This window comes from Variovorax sp. OAS795, assembly GCF_040546685.1.
GTDB lineage: Bacteria > Pseudomonadota > Gammaproteobacteria > Burkholderiales > Burkholderiaceae_C > Variovorax.
The window spans coordinates 2724291-2743922 of sequence record NZ_JBEPOH010000001.1 but is presented as its reverse complement, the minus strand read 5'-3'; the positions used below and the strand labels follow the sequence as shown (position 1 = coordinate 2743922).

Sequence of the window (19632 nt, the reverse complement as noted above, 5' to 3'; positions counted from 1 at the left end):
ATCACCATGACGAATGAACTGACCGTGCGCGTCGCCCGGCGCTTGCAGGAAGCCGAGGACATCTGCAGCTTCGAGCTCGTGCCGCATGAAGGCGACGTGCTGCCCGCATTCTCGGCCGGCGCCCACATCGATGTGCATGTGGCGCCGGGCCTGATCCGCCAGTACTCGCTCAGCAACGATCCCTCGGAGCGGCATCGCTACCGCATCGCCGTGTTGCGCGAGCCGGCTTCGCGCGGCGGATCGGCGGGCATGCACGACCGCGTGCAAGCCGGCGACGTCCTCTGTGTGAGCGCCCCCCGCAACCACTTTCCGCTGGCAGCCGCGCCGCGCAGCCTGCTGCTGGCGGGGGGCATCGGCGTGACGCCGATCCTGGCCATGGCGCGCGCCTTGCACGCGCAGGGCAGTCCCTTCGAAATGCACTACTGCGGCCGGTCCGCAACCCGCATGGCCTTTCTCGACGAGATCAGGTCGTCGGGGTTTTCCGGCCGGGTGGCCCTGCACGCGGACGACGTGCCCGCCCAGAAGCTGGATGCGAAGCGCGTGCTGGCCGAGCCGCGCGAAGACACGCACCTCTATGTGTGCGGTCCGGCCGGCTTCATGGACCACGTGCTGGAGACCGCCCGCGGCCAGGCCTGGCCCGAAGCGCAACTGCATCGCGAGTACTTTGCCGGCAACCCGACCGCATTGGCCACCGATGGCAGCTTCGAGGTTCGCATCGCCAGCACCGGCCTGAGCTGCCAGGTGCCTGCGGGCCAGACTGTGATCGAGGTACTGGCCGCACATGGCGTGGAAGTGCCGTCGTCGTGCGAAGCCGGTGTCTGCGGAACCTGCCTGACGCGTGTGCTCGAAGGGACGCCCGATCACCGCGACGCCTTCCTGACCGACGCCGAGCGTGCGGCCAATGACCAGTTCACGCCGTGTTGCTCGCGAGCAATTTCTCCCATCCTTCTGCTCGATCTTTGAGCCGACCGTCTTCCCTTCCCAGGAGAGCATCCAATGACCGCGACCTGCATTCCCATCAAGAACCTGACCCGGACAGCCGATGCCGTCCGCTATCCGCTGGACCAGTGGTACGTGGCCGGCTTTTCGTCCGAGCTCACCGACAAGCCGATCGCCCGAACCTTCCTGAACCAGAAGGTGGTTCTCTTTCGCACCGGCGAAGGCCAGGTCGCTGCATTGGAAGACCGTTGCTGCCACCGGTCGCTGCCACTGTCGTGCGGCACTGTCGAAGGCGCTGGCGTGCGTTGCGGCTACCACGGACTCCTGTACGCGCCGAACGGACAGTGCATCGAGATCCCTGGCCAGGAACGCATTCCCTCCAAGGCCAGGGTCAAGGCATACCACGTCGTCGAGAAGAACAGGATCATCTGGATCTGGATGCCCCGTGAAGAAGGTGCCGAGCCCACCCGCCTGGCGTCTGACTATCCGTTTCACGACGACCCCCGCTACAAGTTCGGCAGCGGCAACTATCACTACAAGGCACCCTGGCAGCTGATCCACGACAACCTGCTCGACCTGAGCCACCTCGGCTATGTTCATCTGCACACCATTGGAGGCGACGCGAAGCTGCACATGAACGCACCGATGACGGTCAGCTCGGAAGGCGACCAGGTCAAGGTCGTTCGCCTGATGCCGGATTCCTCGCCGCCGCCCACCTATCGCGCCGCTTGGCCGTTCGGCGAAAAGTGCGAGCGCTGGCAGGAGATCGAGTTCGACCTCACGCACCTGCGCATCTGGACCGGGGCAGTGGAGCCCGGCACCGACGCCATCGACGATCCGGACCGCGGCGGCTTCCACATGCGCGGCTTCCATGGCATCACGCCCGAGACCGGGGAAACCTGCCACTACTTCTGGAGCATGTCGAGCACCAAGCACCCCGACATGCCGGACAACATCGAGGCCGTGATCCAGCAGACCGCCTTCACCTTCGATGAAGACCGCACCATCATCGAGGCCCAGTACAGGAACATGCTCGAATTCGGCGAGAAGGCCGGCTGGGTGGACATCCACGTCGACGCCGGTGCGAACCGGGCGCGGCGCATCGTCGCGGAGCTTCTGAGGAAACAGGCCACCGCCGAAGCGTCGGAGTCGTAGCACCACAATGCAACGAGCCGTGGCATGGACGATTCCCGGCTGCGTCCAGGCAGTTAAAGTTGACGTATCAACCACCCTGCCCACGTGATGCCTCGCACCAAGTCCACCCCACCGCCCGAGTCCGCTCATCAGACAGGTCGCAGCCGCCCCGGGCGTGAAGTCATCGATCTCAACAACTACGCCCCGGCCTACCTCACCTGGATCGCCAACAAGCTCTCGAGCGGGGCATCGCAGGCCTACCTGGCCGCGTTCGATGTCGGCATCGAGAGCTGGCGCGTCCTGGTGCTGCTGGCAATCGAAGGATCGATCTCCGCGCAGAAGGCCTGCGGCATCATCGGCATGGACAAGGCATCGATGAGCCGCTGCTTCAAGAGCATGCAGGCACGTGGCTTCATCGAGCTCGCGCTCGACCCGCAGGACGGCCGGGCACGCATCGCGACGTTGACGCCGGCGGGCCGGGCCATGCACGACCAGATACGCGACATCGCGATTGCGCGCGAACGCGTGTTCCTGTCGGTACTCACGCCAGCCGAGCGCAAGGTGCTCCTCGATTTGCTTCGGCGGCTGCATGAGAACCTGCCAGCGGTCGAGAGTGCAACGCGTGACCACCTGGGCCGGCATCACCCTCATGCGTTGCAACGCAGGAAGAGCGCGGAATCTGCGCCTCGTTCGGAGGCTGGGAAGCGAACGTAGCCAGCTGCGGCTTCCCCACCCTCTGCCATCATCGCGACATGAACGGCAGCCTGGCCTTGAGCAGGTCCACAAAGGCTTCCATGGCCTCGGAGTCTTTCGAGCCCCGCTTCGTGATGCGGTAGAAAGCGAGCTCGACCTTGGGCGAGGCGAGCAGGTCGATGTCGACTTGATGCCGTTTGCAGGCCGCCATGGCGAAAGTGGGCATCACGGCCGTGCCGAAGCCTGCTTCCACCATCGAGATCAAGGTGCCGAAGAAGCTCACCGACTGGCCTTCCGGGTTCTCGATGTTCAGCTTGCCGAGCTGCGCATCGATGACCTTCTGGATCGGATTGCCCGGGGGCAAGCCGATGAGCCGTGCCGACTTCAAGGCCGACCACGGCACCCGTCCGACCTCCCTCGGCGCACCTTCGGCAGGGGTCACCCGCATGAGCTGGAAATTGGCGACTTCGGTCCTCGCGAGCCCCGGCGCGGCCTTGAAGAAGAACCCGAGCCCCAGGTCCGCCTCGTTGGCCAGCACGGCCTTTTCGACGTCTTCCAGCGCGGCATCGAGCAGGCGCACCTGAACGTGGGGCTGCGTCTGCCTGAACATCGACAGCAACTGCGGCAGCAGCTGGGATGACACCAGCGGCGTGGCGGCAACGCGCAGGGTCTGGCGCGCCGCATCGCCCAGCGATTCGATTTCCTCGGTCACGCTGTCGAGTTCGGTGAGCACCCGTTCGATCACCGGCGCCAGCCGCCGCCCCGCCGCCGTCAGCTGCACCGCGCGCGTGGTGCGGTCGAACAGCCGCACACCGAGCTGCCGCTCCACCTCGCGGATGAGGATGCTCAGTCCGGCCTGGGTCATGTGCGTGAGCTCCGCCGCCCGCGTGAAGCTGCCGGTGCGGGCCACCTGGCGAAATGCGCGCATCTGCCGTGTCGTCAGATTCATATCGAGTCCTTATGAATCCATGTCACATCTAAATTTCCAATATTTTTCCATTTTCCGCCTAATGACGGACCCGGCATCCGCGGCGACGCGCCGCGGGGATTCAAAGAGAACCGAACATGAGCACCAACCAAGACGTCATCATCCTGGGCGCCGGCATCGGCGGCCTCACACTGGCCCTCAGCCTCCACCAGGCCGGCATTCCCTGCCGTGTGTACGAAGCGGTCCCCGAGCTCAAGCCGCTCGGCGTGGGCATCAACTTGCTGCCGCACGCCGTGCGCGAGCTCAGCGAACTGGGCCTGCTGCCCGCGCTGGATGCGATGGCGGTGCGCACCAAGGAAGCCGTTTTCTTCACCGAGCACGGCCAGCTGGTCTTCACGGAGCCCGCAGGCACCGCGGCCGGCTACGACTGGCCCCAGTTCTCCATCCATCGCGGCGACCTGCAGACCGTGCTGCTGGCTGCGGTGCGCGAACGGCTGGGCGATGACGCCGTGCGTTGCGGCCATCGGTGCGTCGATGTCGACCAGGACGAGACGGGCATCACCGCCCACTTTGCGGATGCCTCGGGCGAGGCGATCGCCAGCGTCCGCGGCGCGGTCGCGATCGGCTGCGATGGCATCCATTCGGTGCTGCGCAAGAAGTTCTATCCGGACGAGGGCGCGCCGCGCTATTCGGGTGTCAACATGTGGCGAGGCACCACCCGCTGGAAGCCGATCCTCTCGGGTGCAAGCATGATCCGCGCGGGCTGGCTCGCGGTCGGCAAGATGGTGATCTACCCGATCCGCGACGCGATCGACGCCGAGGGCAACCAGCTCGTGAACTGGGTCGCCGAGATCGAGGCCGAGCAGCCCGCGGTGCGCGACTGGAGCCGCGAAGGCCGGCTGGAAGATTTCCTGCCGGCGTTCGAGAACTGGCACTTCGACTGGCTGGACGTGCCGGCGCTGATCCGCGCGGCCGACTCGATCCTCGAATACCCGATGGTCGACCAGGACCCCTTGCCGCGCTGGACCCATGGCCGCATCACGCTGCTCGGCGACGCCGCGCATCCGATGGTGCCGCGCGGCTCGAACGGTGCCGGCCAGGCCATCATCGATGCGCGCTGCCTCGCCGGACACCTGAAGAAGCAAGGCGTCGGCCCCGTAGCCCTGGAGACCTACGACCAGGAACGGGTGCCGGCCACGGCCAACGTCGTGCTCACCAACCGTCGCACGCCCCCCGACGCGATCCTGCGGGAGGTCTACGAGCGTTCGGGCGGCAAGCCGTTCGCCAGCATCGACGACGTGGTGCCGCAGGCGGAACTCCAGGCCATTTCCGATGCCTACAAGCGCGTGGCGGGCTACGACCCCGCGCAGCTCAAGAAACGCCCGTCCTTCGTTTGAAGCCGGTCCAGAAGCAACCCCGACAACGATTGAAGGAGACTCCCATGGTCGCAAGATGGATCAAGACCCTGTTGCCCGCCGCGGCGCTGTGCATCGCCGCGTCGGCAGCCTCGGCCGCATGGCAGCCGACCCAGCCGATCACGCTCGTCGTGCCCTACACCCCGGGTACCGGCATCGACATGATCGCGCGCCAACTCTCCGCGCACCTGCCGGGCGCGCTGGGGCAGCCGGTCATCGTCGAGAACGTCGCGGGCGCCAGCGGCAACATCGGGAGCGAACGCGTCGCCAGGGCCAAGCCGGACGGCCACACGCTGCTGGTGCAGGTCAACACCCTCGTCATGAACAAGAGCCTGTACAAGAGCCTGTCGTACGACCCCGTCGGCGACTTCACGCCGGTCGCCCAGACCTCCTGGGGAACCCTGCTCCTGGTCGCCAACCCGAACGTGCAGAAGGCCGCCACCGTGAGCGACGTCGTGAATGCCGCCAAGGCGAGGCCCGGCCAACTGACGTACGCCACGCCCGGCGTCGGCACGCCCCATCACCTGTCGATGGCGCTGTTTCTCCAGCGCAGCGGCGCGGAGATGCTTCATGTCCCCTACAAGGGAACCGCCGGCGCCGTCACCGACCTGCTCGGCGGGCGGATCGACTACATGTTCCTGCCCGTGCATGTGGCACTGCAACACATCCAGGCCGGCAAGCTGAAGGCCATCGCCACCGGCAGCGCCAGGCGGCTGCCGCAGCTGCCCGACGTGCCGACGCTCGCGGAGGCCGGCGTCACCCCGGACAACATCGACATGTGGTACGGGGTGCTGGCCCCGAAGGGAACGCCGCCCGACGTGGTGCAGCGCCTGAACCTGGAGATCGCCAAGGTCCTCAGGCAGCCGGAAGTCGCGAAGTCCTTCGAGTCCCAGGGCATGGTCCCGGCGATCTCCACGCCCGCTGCCTTCGGCGCACTGGTCGCCAAGGATGCGCAGCGCTGGGCCGAGGTGGTGAAGAAGGGCAACATCACCGCGGATTGAATCGCGCGCGCCTTCGACGGGGCGACCCGCGAAAGACCGGCAGCTCGGCCGGGCCGTCATGAGGTGGAGAATCGGCCCCTCACCTCTTCCGACGAGCACGAGCAACCCTTGGCCACCTTCCCGACCGCCGGTGCGACCGGCGCCTCCCGCGACCTGCTGCTCAAGGTGACGCCGCCGCGCGTGCCGCGCCACCTGGTGCCGCGCGCGCGGCTGCTGTCCGGTGCCGATGCGCTGCGCGACCACGCGGTGTTCGTGGTGCGGGCGCCGTCGGGCTTCGGCAAGACCTCGCTGCTGGCGCAATGGCGGCTCGAATACCTGGCGATGGGCATGCCGGTGGCCTGGGTCTCGGCGCAGAACCACGACGATCCGGGCCGGCTGGTGCAGAGCCTGGCGCTGGCGCTGCGGGTCGCCACGGGGCGCCCGGCCTTCGGCCGCAGCGTGCTCGAGGACGACCGGCCGGGCAACCTCGGGAGCGTCACCGCGCTGCTGTCCGAACTGGCGCAGGCGGCGCTGGACGTGGTGCTGGTGATCGACGAGGCCGAGCGGCTGCCAGAGGCCTCGCGCGAGACGCTGGCCTATCTGCTGCACAACGCGCCCTCCAACGTGCGCACGCTGATCGCCACCCGCCCCGATGGCAGGCTGGACACCGAGGATCTGGTGGCGTACGGCCAGTGCCTCGAGATCGGTCCGGCGCTGCTGAAGTTCAGCCTCGAGGAAACCCTGCAGCTCGTGCACGCCCGCTTCGGCGCACGGGTCGACCGCAACACGGCCGCGCGGCTGCACCAGCTGACGGAAGGCTGGCCGCTGGGCCTGCAGCTGGCCACCACGATCATCTCGCGCGGCGCCGACCCCCACGCGGCCTTGTCGGGAATGTCCGGCATGTCCGGCGCGGCCGGCGAGCTGCAGGGCGAACTGGTGCGGCTGCTGCTGGTCAACCTGGACCCGGACGACCGCGATTTCCTGGTCCGCATCGCCGTGCTCGACCTGCTGCATCCCGAGCTTTGCCGCGTGGTGTCCGGCGCCGAGGACGCCGCGGTGCGGCTGGCACGGCTGAGCAGCGAGACGCCGGTGTTCGCCGCCGCCGAAGGGGGCGACTGGCTGCGCATGCATGCGCTGGCGCGCGACGTGCTGCGCCAGCGCTTCGGCGCACTGGACGCCGCCGAGCAGCTCGCGGCGCACGCGCGCGCTGCGCAGTGGCTGGCCGCGCACGACCTGCTCGACGAGGCGGCGCACCATGCGCTCTGCGCCGGGCAGCACCAGACCGCCTACGAGCTCGCGGAGCGCAGCCTTTACGAGTCCCTGATGCGGCGCGGCCGGCAGGGTGCCGTGCTCGAATGGCTCGTGCAGCTGCCCGCCGATGAACTCGACCGTCGGCCGCGCCTGCTGCTGGCGGCGGCGTGGACGCTCGCATCGAGCGAGCGGCACGAGGAGGCCGGCCGCTTCGTGGCGCGCATCCTGGCGCAGCCCGACGCCGGCGATGCCCTGCGCTGCGAATGCGCGCTCATCCTCGGCGGCGCCGCCGCTTTCGCGGACGACCCCGACCGCTTCGTCGCACTGCACGCGCCGTGGACCGACACCGTGCCGCTGACCGACCCGCTGCTCGTGCAGTCGCACGCCAACCGCATGGCCTACTGCGCGCTGCTCGAAGGCGAGCCCGCGCTGGCGCGCCTGCGCCAGCAGCAGGCCGCACGCGGACACGCCGGCCAGGGCATCGACTACATCCGGCGCTGGAGCGAACTGGTCATCGGGCTCAGCTATGCCTGGGAGGGGCAGGTCCTGCTGGCCGAGCGGCTGCTGCGGCCTGCCGTGGCGGGCGCCGAGGCCGAGCTCGGGCGGCGCCACCGCTTCAGCTGCAACCTGGCCGCACTGCTGGCCGCGGTGGCCTGGGAGCGCGACCTGCCGGGCGACGCCGCCACCTTGCTGGCCGACCGCCTCGACGTGCTCGAACACAGCGGCCTGCCCGAATCGCTGCTGCTCGCCTACGGGACCGCCGCGCGCATTGCCGCGGCCGAAGGCGCGGAGCACCGCGCGCTGGAACTGCTGGACGCACTGGACGCGGCCGGCGCCGCGCGGCGCCTGCCGCGGCTGCGCATCGCCAGCCTCGCCGAGCAGGTTCGCCTGCACGCGCAGCGCCACCGCGCCCAGACCTGCCGCGACCTGTGCGGGCGCATCGACGCGATCTTGGCCGACCCCGCACTGCCGCCGGGCCCGCTCTGGCGGCGCAGCGTGGAAACGATGCGGGACGTGGCCCGCGCGCACGCGGCCATTGCGGCGCGAGACTGGCCTGGCGCCGTTGCCCTGATCGCCCATGCGGACGACATGGCGCGCCAGCGCAAGCAGGGCGGCCTGCACATCGAACTGCTGGGCCTGCGCGCGCTCGCGCTGGAGCGCTGCGGCCAGCCCTCGGAGGCGCTGCTGCGCGAGGCGATGGACCTGGCGCGCGCCTACGGGCTGCAGCGCGTGTTTTCCGATGCGCACCCCGAACTCGGCGCCTGGGTCGGCACGCTCGCGGCCGAAGGCGCACAGCCCGAGATCGCCATCGCACCGCCCACGCCCTCCGCGCCCGCGCAGGCGGCGGCGCACGGCGCCGTGCTCACGCCCAAGGAAGCCGAGGTGCTGACGCTGCTGGCCCGAAACCTGTCGAACAAGGAAATAGCACGCGCCATGCAGGTGGGCGAGACCACCATCAAGTGGCATGTGAAGAACCTGTTTTTCAAGCTGGACGCGGGCACCCGCACGCAGGTGGTCCAGCGCGCGCGCATCCTGGGACTGCTCGCCCCCGAGCGCTGAGCAAGGGTTCTCCCTCCCCTCCTGGCGCGCCATCCCCTCCCACGAGGAGGGGGCGCGCAAAGCGATGGCGGCCTATTCTTGGCCCCAAGCACGGTCACCGCCCACAAGCGGCATCCCAAGACCGGCACCAGGAGACAAGACCATGGCTTCCACGATCCCGACAGGCCTCTCGAACGAGGCACCCGCCGCGCTGACGCGCGGCATCCAGGTCCACCCCGTGACCTGCGCCATTGGCGCGGAACTGCGCCAGGTGTCGCTGGCCGATGCCTCGCGCGATGCCGGCCTGGCGGCCGAGATCCGCACGCTGCTGGTCAGGCACAAGGTGCTGTTCTTCCGCCAGCAGGAACTCACGCGCGCCGAGCACGTCTCCTTCGCCCGCCACTTCGGCCAGCTCGAGGACCACCCGGTGGTCGGCAGCGATCCCGAGCACCCGGGGCTGGTGCGCATCTACAAGAATCCCGACACGCCGGTCGACCGCTACGAGAACAGCTGGCACACCGACGCCACCTGGCGCGAGAAGCCGCCCTTCGGCTGCGTGCTGCGCTGCGTCGAATGCCCGCCGGTCGGCGGCGACACGATGTGGGCCAACATGGCGCTGGCCTTCGAGAAGCTGCCCGCGCACATCCAGCAGCAGATTGCGGGGCTGCGCGCGCGCCACAGCATCGAGGCCACCTTCGGCGCCGCGATGCCGGCCGAGAAGCGCCTGGCGCTCAAGGCCCAGTTCCCCGACGCCGAGCACCCGGTGGTGCGCACCCACCCCGACACGGGCGAGAAGATCCTGTTCGTCAACGGCTTCACCACCCACTTCACCAACTTCCACACGCCGGCCAACGTGCGCTACGGGCAGGACTTCCAGCCCGGCGCCGCCATGCTGCTCGCCTACCTCGTGAGCCAGGCCCAGATCCCCGAGTACCAGGTGCGCTGGCGCTGGCAGCCGGGCGACGTCGCCATGTGGGACAACCGGTCGACCCAGCACTACGCCGTCATGGACTACCCGCCCTGCCATCGAAAGATGGAACGCGCGGGCATCGCCGGCGACGCGGTTTTCTGAGCGGGCGCCGCCGCGCCCTCCTCTTCCTCTCTTCCTCTCTTCCTTCCAGTTCTACCGAGGTCCCTGCCATGAATTTTCTCGACGGCCACCTGTTTCCCGAGCACCAGCAGCCGCTGGTCATCACCGCCGCGCCCTATGCGCCTTCGTGGGTGCCCGGCGATTTTCCAGAGGACATTCCCGTCACGATGGCCGAGCAGATCCAGAAGGCGGTGGACTGCTACAACGCCGGCGCGACGGTGCTGCACCTGCATGTGCGCGAACTCGACGGCAAGGGCAGCAAGCGGCTGTCCAAGTTCAACGAGCTGATCGCCGGTGTGCGCAAGGCCGTGCCCGAGATGATCATCCAGGTCGGCGGCTCGATCAGCTTCGCGCCCGAGAGCGAAGGCGCGGCCGCCAAGTGGCTGTCCGACGACACGCGCCACATGCTGGCCGAGCTCGACCCCAAGCCCGACCAGGTGACGGTGACCATCAACACCTCGCAGATGAACGTGGTCGAGCACTGGGACGACGCCGACACCAAGGGCACCTCGATGGAAGACCCCGAGGTCTACCGCGCCTACAAGGAGATGACGGTGCCCGCGCAGCCGGGCTGGGCCGAGGAACACATCCGCCGCCTCAGCAAGGCGGGCATCCAGAGCGCCTTCCAGTGCTACAACATCAACAGCTTCGACTCGGTCGAGCGGCTGATGCGCCGCGGCGTCTACAAGGGCCCGCTGGTGATGAACTGGGTGGCCATCGGCGGCGGCATGGACGTGCCCAACATCTACAGCCTCGCCAACTTCGTGCGCGCGGTGCCGGACGGCGCGGTGCTCACGGTGGAAAGCTCCATGCGCAACGTGCTGCCCGTGAACATGATGGGCATCGCCATGGGCCTGCACGTGCGTTGCGGCATCGAGGACAACATCTGGAACCAGTCGCGCTCCGAGAAGATGGGCACGGTGAAGCAGGTCGAGCAGCTGGTGCGCATCTCGCGCGAGTTCGGCCGCCCGATCGCAACGGCGCAAGAGGCGCGCGACATCTCCAAGATCGGTGTCTTCTACGACACCGTCGAGGAAACGCTGCTGGCCAACGGATTCGCCCCCAACCGCGCGGGCGCCCAGCAGGGCTTCCTGCGCAAGGCCGCCTGAGCGCGGCACCGAGGACGCACGATGCCCAACGACACCCCCGTCACGCCGATCTGCGACGCCATGCGCGAAGCCGGCCAATGGAACCAGGACTGGCAGCCGATGGCCGAGCTCGACGCCGACTGGACCGAGAAATTCATGGCCATGGTCAGCGCCCCGCTGAACGCCGGCGTCATCGACCCCAAGACCTTCGAGATGCTGGCCATTGCCGTCGATGCCTCGGTGACGCACATGTACGGCCCGGGCGTGCGGCGCCACATCCGCCGCGCGCTGGCGCTGGGCGTGACGCCCGAGCAGATCACGGCCGTGCTGCAGCTCACCGCCACGCTCGGGCTGCACACCATGAGCCTGGGCGCGCCGATCCTGGTGGAAGAAATGGAAAAGCACCGGCGCAGCCTCTTCGGCGACGAGAGCGAAGGCTGAACGGACCATGACCAGGATCACCACGATGACCACACCCGCACCGCATCTCTCGCGCCGCGCCTGCGTGCTGGCACTGCTTTCCGCCTGGGCCGGCGCCGGCGCCCGCGCGCAGGGCACCGCCTGGCCGAACCGGCCGATCCGGCTGCTAGTGCCGGCGCCGGCCGGCGGCGCTTCGGACATGATCGCGCGCACCTTCGGCGAGAGCCTGCGCGCAGGCACGGGCCAGGCCGTGGTGGTGGACAACAAGCCGGGCGCCGGAGGCATCCTCGCGGTGGAAGCCATGCTGTCGGCGCCGCGTGACGGCTACACCTTCGTGCTCTCGCCCAACTCGCTGGTGACCGAAGCGCCGCACAGCTACAAGTTCCGCTTCGACGTGTTCAAGGACCTGGCACCGGTCGCCGAGGTGGCCAAGGTGGCGCTGGTGCTGGTGGTCGATCCGCGCCTGCCGATCCGCAGCGTCGCCGAGATGGTGGGCTACATCAAGGCGCGTCCGGGCAAGACCGCCTACGCTTCCTACAGCCAGGGCTCGCTCTCGCACATCGAGGGCATGCAGTTCAACAAGGCCGCAGGCCTGGACATGGAACACGCGGGCTACAAGGGTTCGCCGCCCGCACTGGTCGACGTCATGGGCGGCCAGGTCCAGTTCATGTTCGACGGCATGGGCACGTCGCTGCCCCTGATCAAGGGTGGCAAGCTGCGCCCGCTGGCCGTGACGTCGCCCGCGCGCTCGCCCTTCCTGCCGGACGTGCCCACGCTCGCCGAGCTGGGCTATGCAGGACTCACCCAGACCATGGGAACGGGCGTGTGGTCCACGCCCGACGTACCCGCCGACATCCGCGACAAGCTGCGTGCCGAGCTGCTCAAGGCCGTGGCCTCGACCGCGGTGCGCGAACAGCTCCAGGCGCTGGGCATGGACACGGCCAGCCCGACGCAGAGCCTCGAAGCCTGGCGCCAGGCGCTCAGGCGCGACCACGAACACACCGGACAGGTCCTGCGCGCGATCGGCGACAAGTCCTGAGCCGCGGCAACGGCCTTTCCTTCATTCATCTTTCTCCAGGCACTCCCATGACACGCTTCTCGCGCCTCGCTTCCCTGACGATGGCCATTGCCGCTGCGCTGTACGCGCCGGCCGGCCTCGCGTTCACCGACAAGCCGGTGCGCCTGATCGTGCCGGCGCCGCCCGGCGGCACCATCGATGTCATCGCGCGAATCATCGGCGACCAGCTGTCGCAAGAAATCAAGCAGCCCGTGGTGGTCGAGAACAAGCCGGGCGCGGGCGGCGCGATCGCCGTCAAGTACGTGCTCTCGCAACCGGCCGACGGTCAGACGCTGATGGTGACGGCCAGCAACGTGCTGTCCGAGATTCCCCATGTGCTGAAGACCGGCTTCGACCCGCTGAAGGACGTGAAGCCGATCGGCATCATGGCGCGCTCGGCGCTGCTGTTCATCGCGGCGCCGCAGTTTCCGGCCAAGGACGCCAAGGAGGCCATCGCCTACGTGAAGGCGCATCCGGGGCAGGTCTCGATCGCCTCGTACAGCGCGGGCACAGCCTCCCACTACGCGGGTGCAATCCTGAACCAGAAGGCGCAGCTGGACATGCAGCACGTGCCCTTCGCCGGCTCGGCACCTGCGCTGGCGCAAGTCATGGGCGGGCAGATCCCGCTCATGTTCGACGGCACGGTCACCTCGAAGAACCTGGTCGCGGGCGGGCGTGTGCGCCTGCTGGCCGTGGCCTACAAGACGCGCCTGCCCGACTTCCCCAACGTGCCCACCATGGCCGAGATCGGCTACCCCGACCTGGACTTCAGCAACTGGACTGGCGTGATCGCCTCGTCGCAGATGTCTCCCGCGCTGACGGAAAAGATCCACGCGGTGCTCGAGAAGATCGCCGCGACGCCGGCCTTCCGCGGCCGCCTCGTGAGCGCCGGCTTCGAACCTGTCGGTCCGCGTTCGCTGGCGCAGGCCGCCGCCGAGCTGCGCGAAGAGCACGCACGCAACGCCGAGATCGTGAAGACCTTCGGCATCCAGCTCAACTGATCACCGCGCAAGGAAGAAACACCATGCCCCAAGCCATCCGATTCCATGAAACCGGCGGTCCCGACGTGCTGAAGCTCCAGGACGTCGAGGTCGGCGAGCCCGGCCCCGGCCAGGCGCGCGTGCGCCACAACCTCATCGCGGTCAACTTCATCGACATCTACTTTCGCACCGGGCGCTATCCGCTCGCCCTGCCCAATGGCCTGGGCTCCGACGCCGTGGGCGTGGTCGAGGCCGTGGGGCCCGGCGTCACCGACATCCGCGTGGGCGACCGCGTGGGCTACCTGATGGGTCCGCAGGGTGCGTATGCGCAGGTGCGCGTGATGCCGGCCGACGTGCTCATTCCGCTGCCCGATGGCATCTCGGACCGCACCGCCGCCACGCTGATGATGAAGGGCATGACGGCGCAGTACCTGTTCCGCCAGGTCTATCCGCTGCAGGGCGGCGAGACCATCCTCTACCACGCCGCGGCTGGCGGCGTCGGCCTGATCGCCTGCCAGTGGGCCCGCGCGATGGGCGTCACCATGATCGGCACCGTCAGCACCGACGAGAAGGCCGCCATTGCCAAGGCCGCCGGCTGCACCCACGCCATCGTGACCTCGCGCGAGAACATCGCCGAGCGCGTGCGCGAGATCACCGGCGGCAAGGGCGTGCCGGTGGTGTACGACTCGGTCGGCAAGGACACGCTGGAAGCCTCGCTCGACTGCCTGCAGCCGCGCGGCACGCTGGTAAGCAACGGCACCTCGTCGGGTGCCGTGGTCATCGATTCGCAGGTGCTGGCCGCCAAGGGCTCGATCTGGCTCACGCGGCCGGCGATGGTGCACTACATCCATCCGCGCCCGCACATGCTGGCCATGGCTGGCGAGCTGTTCGGCCATGTGCTGGCCGGGCGCATCGTGAGCGAGCCGCAGCAGAGCTTCGCACTCGCCGACGCGGCCGAGGCGCACCGCGCGCTCGAAGGCCGCAAGACCACGGGCGCCACCGTGCTCGTGCCCTGATCGAAGAACAACGAACCCACAAAGAGCCTCCCATGAACGGATTGATGATGGATCGGCCGCTGCTGATCTCCTCGCTGCTCACGCACGCCGAAACCCAGCACGGCGAACAGGAGATCGTCTCGCGCCGCGTCGAAGGCGACCTGCATCGCACCACCTACCGCGCACTCGGCCAGCGCGCGCGCCGGCTCGCCAACGCACTCGCGGCACTGGGCGTGGCGGGGGGCGACCGCGTGGCCACGCTGGCCTGGAACGGCTACCGCCACATGGAGCTGTACTACGCGGTCTCCGGCTCGGGCGCCGTGCTGCACACGCTGAATCCGCGCCTGCACCCGGACCAGGTGCGCTGGATCGTGGACCATGCCGAAGACCGCGTGCTGTGCTTCGACCTGAGCTTCCTGCCGCTGGTGGAAGCCATCGCGCCGCATGTGCCCGGCGTCAAGGCCTTCGTTGCGATGACCGGCCGGGCGCACATGCCCGCGTCGTCGGCGGTCCCCAACCTGCTGTGCTACGAAGAGCTGCTCGAGGCGCAGTCGCCGCAGTTCGAATGGCCGGACTTCGACGAGCGCACCGCCTCGTCGCTGTGCTACACCTCGGGCACCACCGGCAACCCCAAGGGCGTGCTGTACAGCCACCGTTCCACGGTGCTGCACAGCTATGCCGCGGCCCTGCCCGACGCGCTGGATTGCGCCAGCGCCGACACCATCCTGCCGGTGGTGCCCATGTTCCATGTGAACGCCTGGGGCCTGCCCTACATCGCGTGCATGGTGGGCGCCAAGCTGGTGTTCCCCGGCCCGTCGCTCGACGGCAAGTCGCTGCACGAGCTGTTCGAGTCCGAAGGCGTGACCGTCTCCGCCGGCGTGCCCACCGTATGGCAGGGGCTGCTGGCGCACGTCGAGAGCCAGGGCCTGAAGTTCTCGACCATGCGCCGCACCATCGTCGGCGGCTCGGCCTGCCCGCCGGCGATGATGCGCGCCTTCCAGGAGCGCCACGGCGTGCAGGTGCTGCATGCCTGGGGCATGACCGAGATGAGCCCGCTGGGCACCGCCGGCGCGCTCAAGCCCGCGCACCGCGCGCTCGATGCCGAACAGCGCATGGCCATCCAGTCCAAGCAGGGGCGCGCGGTGTTTGGTGTCGAGATGAAGATCGTCGACGCCGACGGCACCGCCCTGCCCCATGACGGCCGCAGTGCCGGCGAGCTGATGGTGCGCGGCCCGTGGATCCTCTCGCGCTACTTCAAGGGCGAGGCAGACAGCCCGCTGGTCGGCGGCTGGTTTCCCACCGGCGACGTGTCCACCATCGACGCCGATGGCTTCATGCAGATCACCGACCGCAGCAAGGACGTGATCAAGTCCGGCGGCGAGTGGATCGGCTCCATCGACCTGGAGAACATCGCGATGGCGCATCCCGCCGTGGCAATGGCCGCCTGCATTGCGGCGCGCCATGCCAAGTGGGACGAGCGTCCGCTGCTGGTGGTGGTGCGCAAGCCCGGCGAGGCGCTGGCGCGCGACGAACTGCTGCGCTTCTACGACGGAAAGATCGCCAAGTGGTGGACGCCGGACGACGTGGTGTTCGTCGACAGCATCCCGCTGGGCGCGACCGGCAAGGTGCAGAAGAACCTGCTGCGCGAGACCTGGCGCGACCACCTGCTGGCCGCGGCCTGAACCGCATCGGCGAACAGAACAACAAACCCGGAGAAGACCCCATGAAGAAACGATCCCTCATTGCCGCCGCGGCCGCCCTGGCCGCGGGCCCCTGCCTCGCCCAGTCGTCGCTCACCCTGTTCGGCGTGGTCGATGCGGGCGTGAGCCACTATCGCACCACCAGCACGTCGTACAACCCGTTGCGGCCCGCCGAGCAGCGCCAGAGCCAGACGGTGCTGTCGCCCTCGGGCAATGCGTCGAGCCGCCTCGGCTTCCGCGGCACAGAAGACCTCGGCGGCGGCCTGGCCGTGGGCTTCTGGCTCGAGGCACCGCTGAACAACGACACCGGCGGCGGCATCGCCAACTTCGGGCGCCGCTCGACGGTCAGCCTGAGCGGAACCTTCGGCGAAGTGCGCCTGGGCCGCGACTACACGGCCTCGTTCTGGAACGACGCCGTGTTCGACCCCTTCATCGTCAATGGCGTGGGCACCAACCTGATCGCCGTGGTCAACAGCAACATCGCGGCGTCGCGCGCGCTGGCCACGGGCGGCCTGTTGAACGGCGGCCTCTCGGCGGGCACCGACAGCTACCTGCGCACCAGCAACGCCGTCAGCTACTTCCTGCCGCCGAACCTTGGCGGCTTCTATGGCCAGGTGCAGTACGCGCTGCACGAGAACACCAAGGTGAGCAACCTGCCGGACAGCCCTTCCACGCGCGGCCGCTACGTGGGCGGGCGCATGGGCTGGACCAACGGTCCGGCCGACGTGGCGCTGGCCTACGGCGAGAGCACGCTGTCCAGCACCGCTGCGCTGGGCGAGAAGATCAAGAGCATGAATCTCGGCGGCTCGTACGACTTCGGCCCGGTGAAGGTGTTCGGCGAATGGTCGCGCGTGCGCGACGTGCGAAACAGCGCCACCGCGTTTCCCGGCGGCTCGCTGCGCCTGAGCGACCGCTATGACGGCCTCATGGCCGGCTTGAACGTGCCGCTGGGCGCCGGCATGCTCCGGGCCTCGTATGCACGCGTGCGCTTCGTGAACGGCCTCGACCTGCCGGACGGCAACGCGTCGGTGAACAAGCTCGCGCTGGGCTACGTGCACAACCTGTCCAAGCGCACGGCGCTGTACGCGTCGGTGTCACGCATCCACATTGCCAACGGCCGCAACAACCCGACCGTGATGGGCGTGACGCCGCTGGTGCTGAGCCTGCCGGCGATCTTTCCGCAGCCGGGCTACGCGACCACCGCCGGCATGCAGCCGCGCAGTGCCCTGGGATACGATTTCGGCTTGCGCGTGAGCTTCTGAGATCCACTAGGTGTGAAGCTTCAATAGGTTGTATCCGGTGTTCATCCGGATTGGGTTTGAGAGACTGGAAGTCGCCAAACACCCAATCCACTCAGGACGCCCAACCGGATGAACACCCATAAGCATGCCCGACTTACCTTTGCCCGCCGAATCGAGATGGTCAAACAGATGACCTTGGAAGGCCTGGATGCCGTGCGAGCCGCAGCCGCACACGGCGTCACTGCGCCAACGGCCAGGAAGTGGCTCGGTCGCTATCTGGCCGGCGGCGAAGCCGCGTTGGCCGATGCATCCTCCAGGCCCACGCGCTCGCCCAGGGCCATCGATGCAGGCAAGGCCTTGCTCATCGTCGAGCTGCGCAAACGCCGGATGCTGCAGGCTCGCATCGCACGCAGCGTAGGCGTCTCGGAGTCCACGGTCAGTCGCGTCCTGGCGCGAGCGGGCATGTCCAAGTTGAGCGACCTGGTGCCCGTCGAGGCCGTTGTCCGCTACGAGCACGAGGCGCCCGGCGATCTGCTGCACATCGACACCAAGAAGCTTGGGCGCATCGTGCGGCCCAGCCACCGTGTCACAGGAAACCGGCGCGACTCGGTCGACGGAGCAGGCTGGGAGACGCTGTTCGTGGCCATCGACGACCACGCCAGGCTGGCATTCACCGCCATGCACCCGGACGAGAAGCAAGCGCAGGCGGTCCTGTTCCTGCGCAATGCGGTGGCCTATTACGCCCGCCTGGGCATCATCGTCAAGCGGTTGCTCACGGACAACGGCCCAGCGTTTCGCTCGCGCGAGTTCAGGGCAACCTGCACGGAACTGGGCATCAAGCACAGCTTCACGCGCCCCTACCGGCCGCAGACCAATGGCAAGGCCGAGAGGTTCATCCAGTCCGCGCTGCGAGAGTGGGCCTACGGCTGGACCTACCAGAACTCGGCCCATCGAACCGATGCCCTGGCAAGCTGGCAGCACCACTACAACTGGCATCGCCCACACAGCGGCATCGGCGGCGTCGCGCCCATCTCCAGAATCAACTCGTCAAGAAACAACCTCTTGACGCTTCACAACTAGGCCGCATGCGGCGAGAGTTTCGCCCAGTCGAAACTCACGCCGATCCCCGGCGCGTCGGGCGCGACCGCACGCTGGTTCTCGATCACCAGCGGGCGCACTGTGTACTCGTCGATCGGGAAGCTGTGAATCTCCAGCCAGCCTGCATTGGGCTGCGCCGCCAGCAGGCTCACATGCAGCTCCTGCATGCCGTGCGAACACACCGGGATGCCGTGGCGGCGCGCGCGTTCGGCCACCTTCAGCCAGCCCGTGATGCCGCCGCAGTTCGAGGCATCGGGCTGGATGAACGAGAGCCCGGCCTGCTCGAACGCATGGTCGAACTCATGGATCGTGTGCAGGTTCTCGCCCATGGCCAGCGGGACGCCGGTGGCCTCGGCGATGCGTGCATAACCGCGATAGTCGTCGGGGATGGTCGGCTCCTCGAACCAGTACACGTCGAAGGGCTCGAAGCGCTTGCCCGCGGCAATGGCCTGGTCCACGCTCATTGCATAGTTGGCATCGACCATCAGCGTGACGCCGTCGCCGACGAGCGCGCGCACGGCCCGGATGCGCGCGATGTCTTCCTCCAGGTCCGGCCGACCGATCTTGATCTTGACGCCGTTCACGCCCTTGGCCAGATAGCCGCGCACGTTGTCCAGCAGCCTGTCGAGCGGGAACGCGAGGTCGATGCCGCCGCAATAGGCCTTGCAGGTGTTCGCTGCGCCGCCGGCCAGCTTCCAGAGCGGCGCCCCGGCGGCCTTGCCGCGCAAGTCCCACAGCGCGATGTCGATGGCGGAGATCGCGAACGAGGCGATGCCGCCGCGCCCCACGTAGTGCACATGCCACTCGCTGAATTCGTGGATGCCTTCGACCTCCGCCGCGTCCCGTCCGATCAGCGCAGGCGCCAGGTCGTGGTCGATCATGGCCTTGATGGCATGGCCGCCCTTGCCGCCGGTGTAGGTGTAGCCCGTGCCCTGGCTGCCGTCCTCCAGTTGCACCGTGGCGGTGACCAGCTCGAAATGCGTGTGCGCGCCATGCTTGGCGTCCGTCAAGGTTTCGGCAAGCGGAACCCTGAAGAGCCGGCACGCGATCCTTGCAATGGAACGCATGGAACCTCTCCTCGAAA

17 protein-coding genes are annotated in these 19632 nt (G+C 68.3%); 15 read left to right on the top strand and 2 right to left on the bottom strand.

Annotated features, from left to right (window positions below):
* Positions 1 to 6: 6 nt before the first annotated feature.
* The 3 genes from ABID97_RS13165 to ABID97_RS13155 all read left to right on the top strand — a co-directional run bounded on the left by ABID97_RS13165 (position 7) and on the right by ABID97_RS13155 (position 2787).
* A complete protein-coding gene (locus tag ABID97_RS13165; RefSeq protein WP_354398911.1) occupies positions 7 to 963 on the top strand; it encodes a PDR/VanB family oxidoreductase in 957 nt (318 codons plus the stop codon).
* Positions 964 to 996: 33 nt separating this feature from the next.
* Complete coding sequence (locus tag ABID97_RS13160; RefSeq protein WP_354398910.1) at positions 997 to 2094, top strand: Rieske 2Fe-2S domain-containing protein; 1098 nt, start codon at positions 997 to 999, stop codon at positions 2092 to 2094.
* 87 nt (positions 2095 to 2181) lie between these two features.
* Positions 2182 to 2787 carry a MarR family winged helix-turn-helix transcriptional regulator gene (locus ABID97_RS13155; RefSeq protein WP_354398909.1) on the top strand — a complete coding sequence of 202 codons (606 nt, stop codon included), beginning with the start codon at positions 2182 to 2184 and terminating at the stop codon, positions 2785 to 2787.
* A gap of 28 nt (positions 2788 to 2815) precedes the next feature.
* Here the strand turns inward: ABID97_RS13155 and ABID97_RS13150 are convergent, their stop codons facing one another.
* Positions 2816 to 3715 (bottom strand): LysR family transcriptional regulator, encoded by a 900-nt coding sequence (locus ABID97_RS13150; RefSeq protein ID WP_354398908.1) that lies wholly within the window; start codon positions 3713 to 3715, stop codon positions 2816 to 2818.
* Between the two features lie 116 nt (positions 3716 to 3831).
* On the opposite strand from ABID97_RS13150, the gene ABID97_RS13145 reads away from it, so the two are divergent.
* The 12 genes from ABID97_RS13145 to ABID97_RS13090 all read left to right on the top strand — a co-directional run bounded on the left by ABID97_RS13145 (position 3832) and on the right by ABID97_RS13090 (position 18530).
* Positions 3832 to 5091 carry a flavin-dependent oxidoreductase gene (locus ABID97_RS13145; RefSeq protein WP_354398907.1) on the top strand — a complete coding sequence of 420 codons (1260 nt, stop codon included), beginning with the start codon at positions 3832 to 3834 and terminating at the stop codon, positions 5089 to 5091.
* Positions 5092 to 5135: 44 nt separating this feature from the next.
* Positions 5136 to 6110: a Bug family tripartite tricarboxylate transporter substrate binding protein gene (locus ABID97_RS13140; protein ID WP_354398906.1), complete on the top strand. Its 975-nt coding sequence runs from the start codon at positions 5136 to 5138 to the stop codon at positions 6108 to 6110.
* 108 nt (positions 6111 to 6218) lie between these two features.
* Positions 6219 to 8900: a winged helix-turn-helix domain-containing protein gene (locus tag ABID97_RS13135; RefSeq protein WP_354398905.1), complete on the top strand. Its 2682-nt coding sequence runs from the start codon at positions 6219 to 6221 to the stop codon at positions 8898 to 8900.
* 202 nt (positions 8901 to 9102) lie between these two features.
* Positions 9103 to 9951, top strand: coding sequence for a TauD/TfdA dioxygenase family protein (locus tag ABID97_RS13130; protein ID WP_354401757.1), 849 nt, complete (start codon positions 9103 to 9105; stop codon positions 9949 to 9951).
* Between the two features lie 68 nt (positions 9952 to 10019).
* Positions 10020 to 11078 (top strand): beta-keto acid cleavage family enzyme, encoded by a 1059-nt coding sequence (locus ABID97_RS13125; RefSeq protein ID WP_354398904.1) that lies wholly within the window; start codon positions 10020 to 10022, stop codon positions 11076 to 11078.
* A gap of 21 nt (positions 11079 to 11099) precedes the next feature.
* On the top strand, positions 11100 to 11498 hold the full coding sequence (locus tag ABID97_RS13120) for a carboxymuconolactone decarboxylase family protein (RefSeq protein WP_354398903.1): 399 nt from the start codon (positions 11100 to 11102) through the stop codon (positions 11496 to 11498).
* A gap of 25 nt (positions 11499 to 11523) precedes the next feature.
* Positions 11524 to 12516, top strand: a complete 993-nt coding sequence (locus ABID97_RS13115; protein ID WP_354398902.1) for a Bug family tripartite tricarboxylate transporter substrate binding protein — start codon at positions 11524 to 11526, stop codon at positions 12514 to 12516.
* Between the two features lie 47 nt (positions 12517 to 12563).
* A complete protein-coding gene (locus tag ABID97_RS13110; protein ID WP_354398901.1) occupies positions 12564 to 13535 on the top strand; it encodes a Bug family tripartite tricarboxylate transporter substrate binding protein in 972 nt (323 codons plus the stop codon).
* Positions 13536 to 13558: 23 nt separating this feature from the next.
* A complete protein-coding gene (locus tag ABID97_RS13105; RefSeq protein ID WP_354398900.1) occupies positions 13559 to 14530 on the top strand; it encodes a quinone oxidoreductase family protein in 972 nt (323 codons plus the stop codon).
* Positions 14531 to 14562: 32 nt separating this feature from the next.
* The gene (locus ABID97_RS13100; RefSeq protein WP_354398899.1) at positions 14563 to 16191 is read left to right on the top strand and encodes a 3-(methylthio)propionyl-CoA ligase; all 1629 of its coding nucleotides are present in this window, start codon (positions 14563 to 14565) and stop codon (positions 16189 to 16191) included.
* A gap of 41 nt (positions 16192 to 16232) precedes the next feature.
* Positions 16233 to 17471 (top strand): porin, encoded by a 1239-nt coding sequence (locus ABID97_RS13095; RefSeq protein ID WP_354398898.1) that lies wholly within the window; start codon positions 16233 to 16235, stop codon positions 17469 to 17471.
* A gap of 108 nt (positions 17472 to 17579) precedes the next feature.
* On the top strand, positions 17580 to 18530 hold the full coding sequence (locus tag ABID97_RS13090) for an IS481 family transposase (protein WP_354398897.1): 951 nt from the start codon (positions 17580 to 17582) through the stop codon (positions 18528 to 18530).
* Here ABID97_RS13090 and ABID97_RS13085 read toward each other — a convergent pair.
* On the bottom strand, positions 18527 to 19615 hold the full coding sequence (locus ABID97_RS13085; RefSeq protein ID WP_354398896.1) for a mandelate racemase/muconate lactonizing enzyme family protein: 1089 nt from the start codon (positions 19613 to 19615) through the stop codon (positions 18527 to 18529). The two genes, ABID97_RS13090 and ABID97_RS13085, sit on opposite strands and share 4 nt — an antisense overlap.
* Positions 19616 to 19632 lie beyond the last annotated feature (17 nt).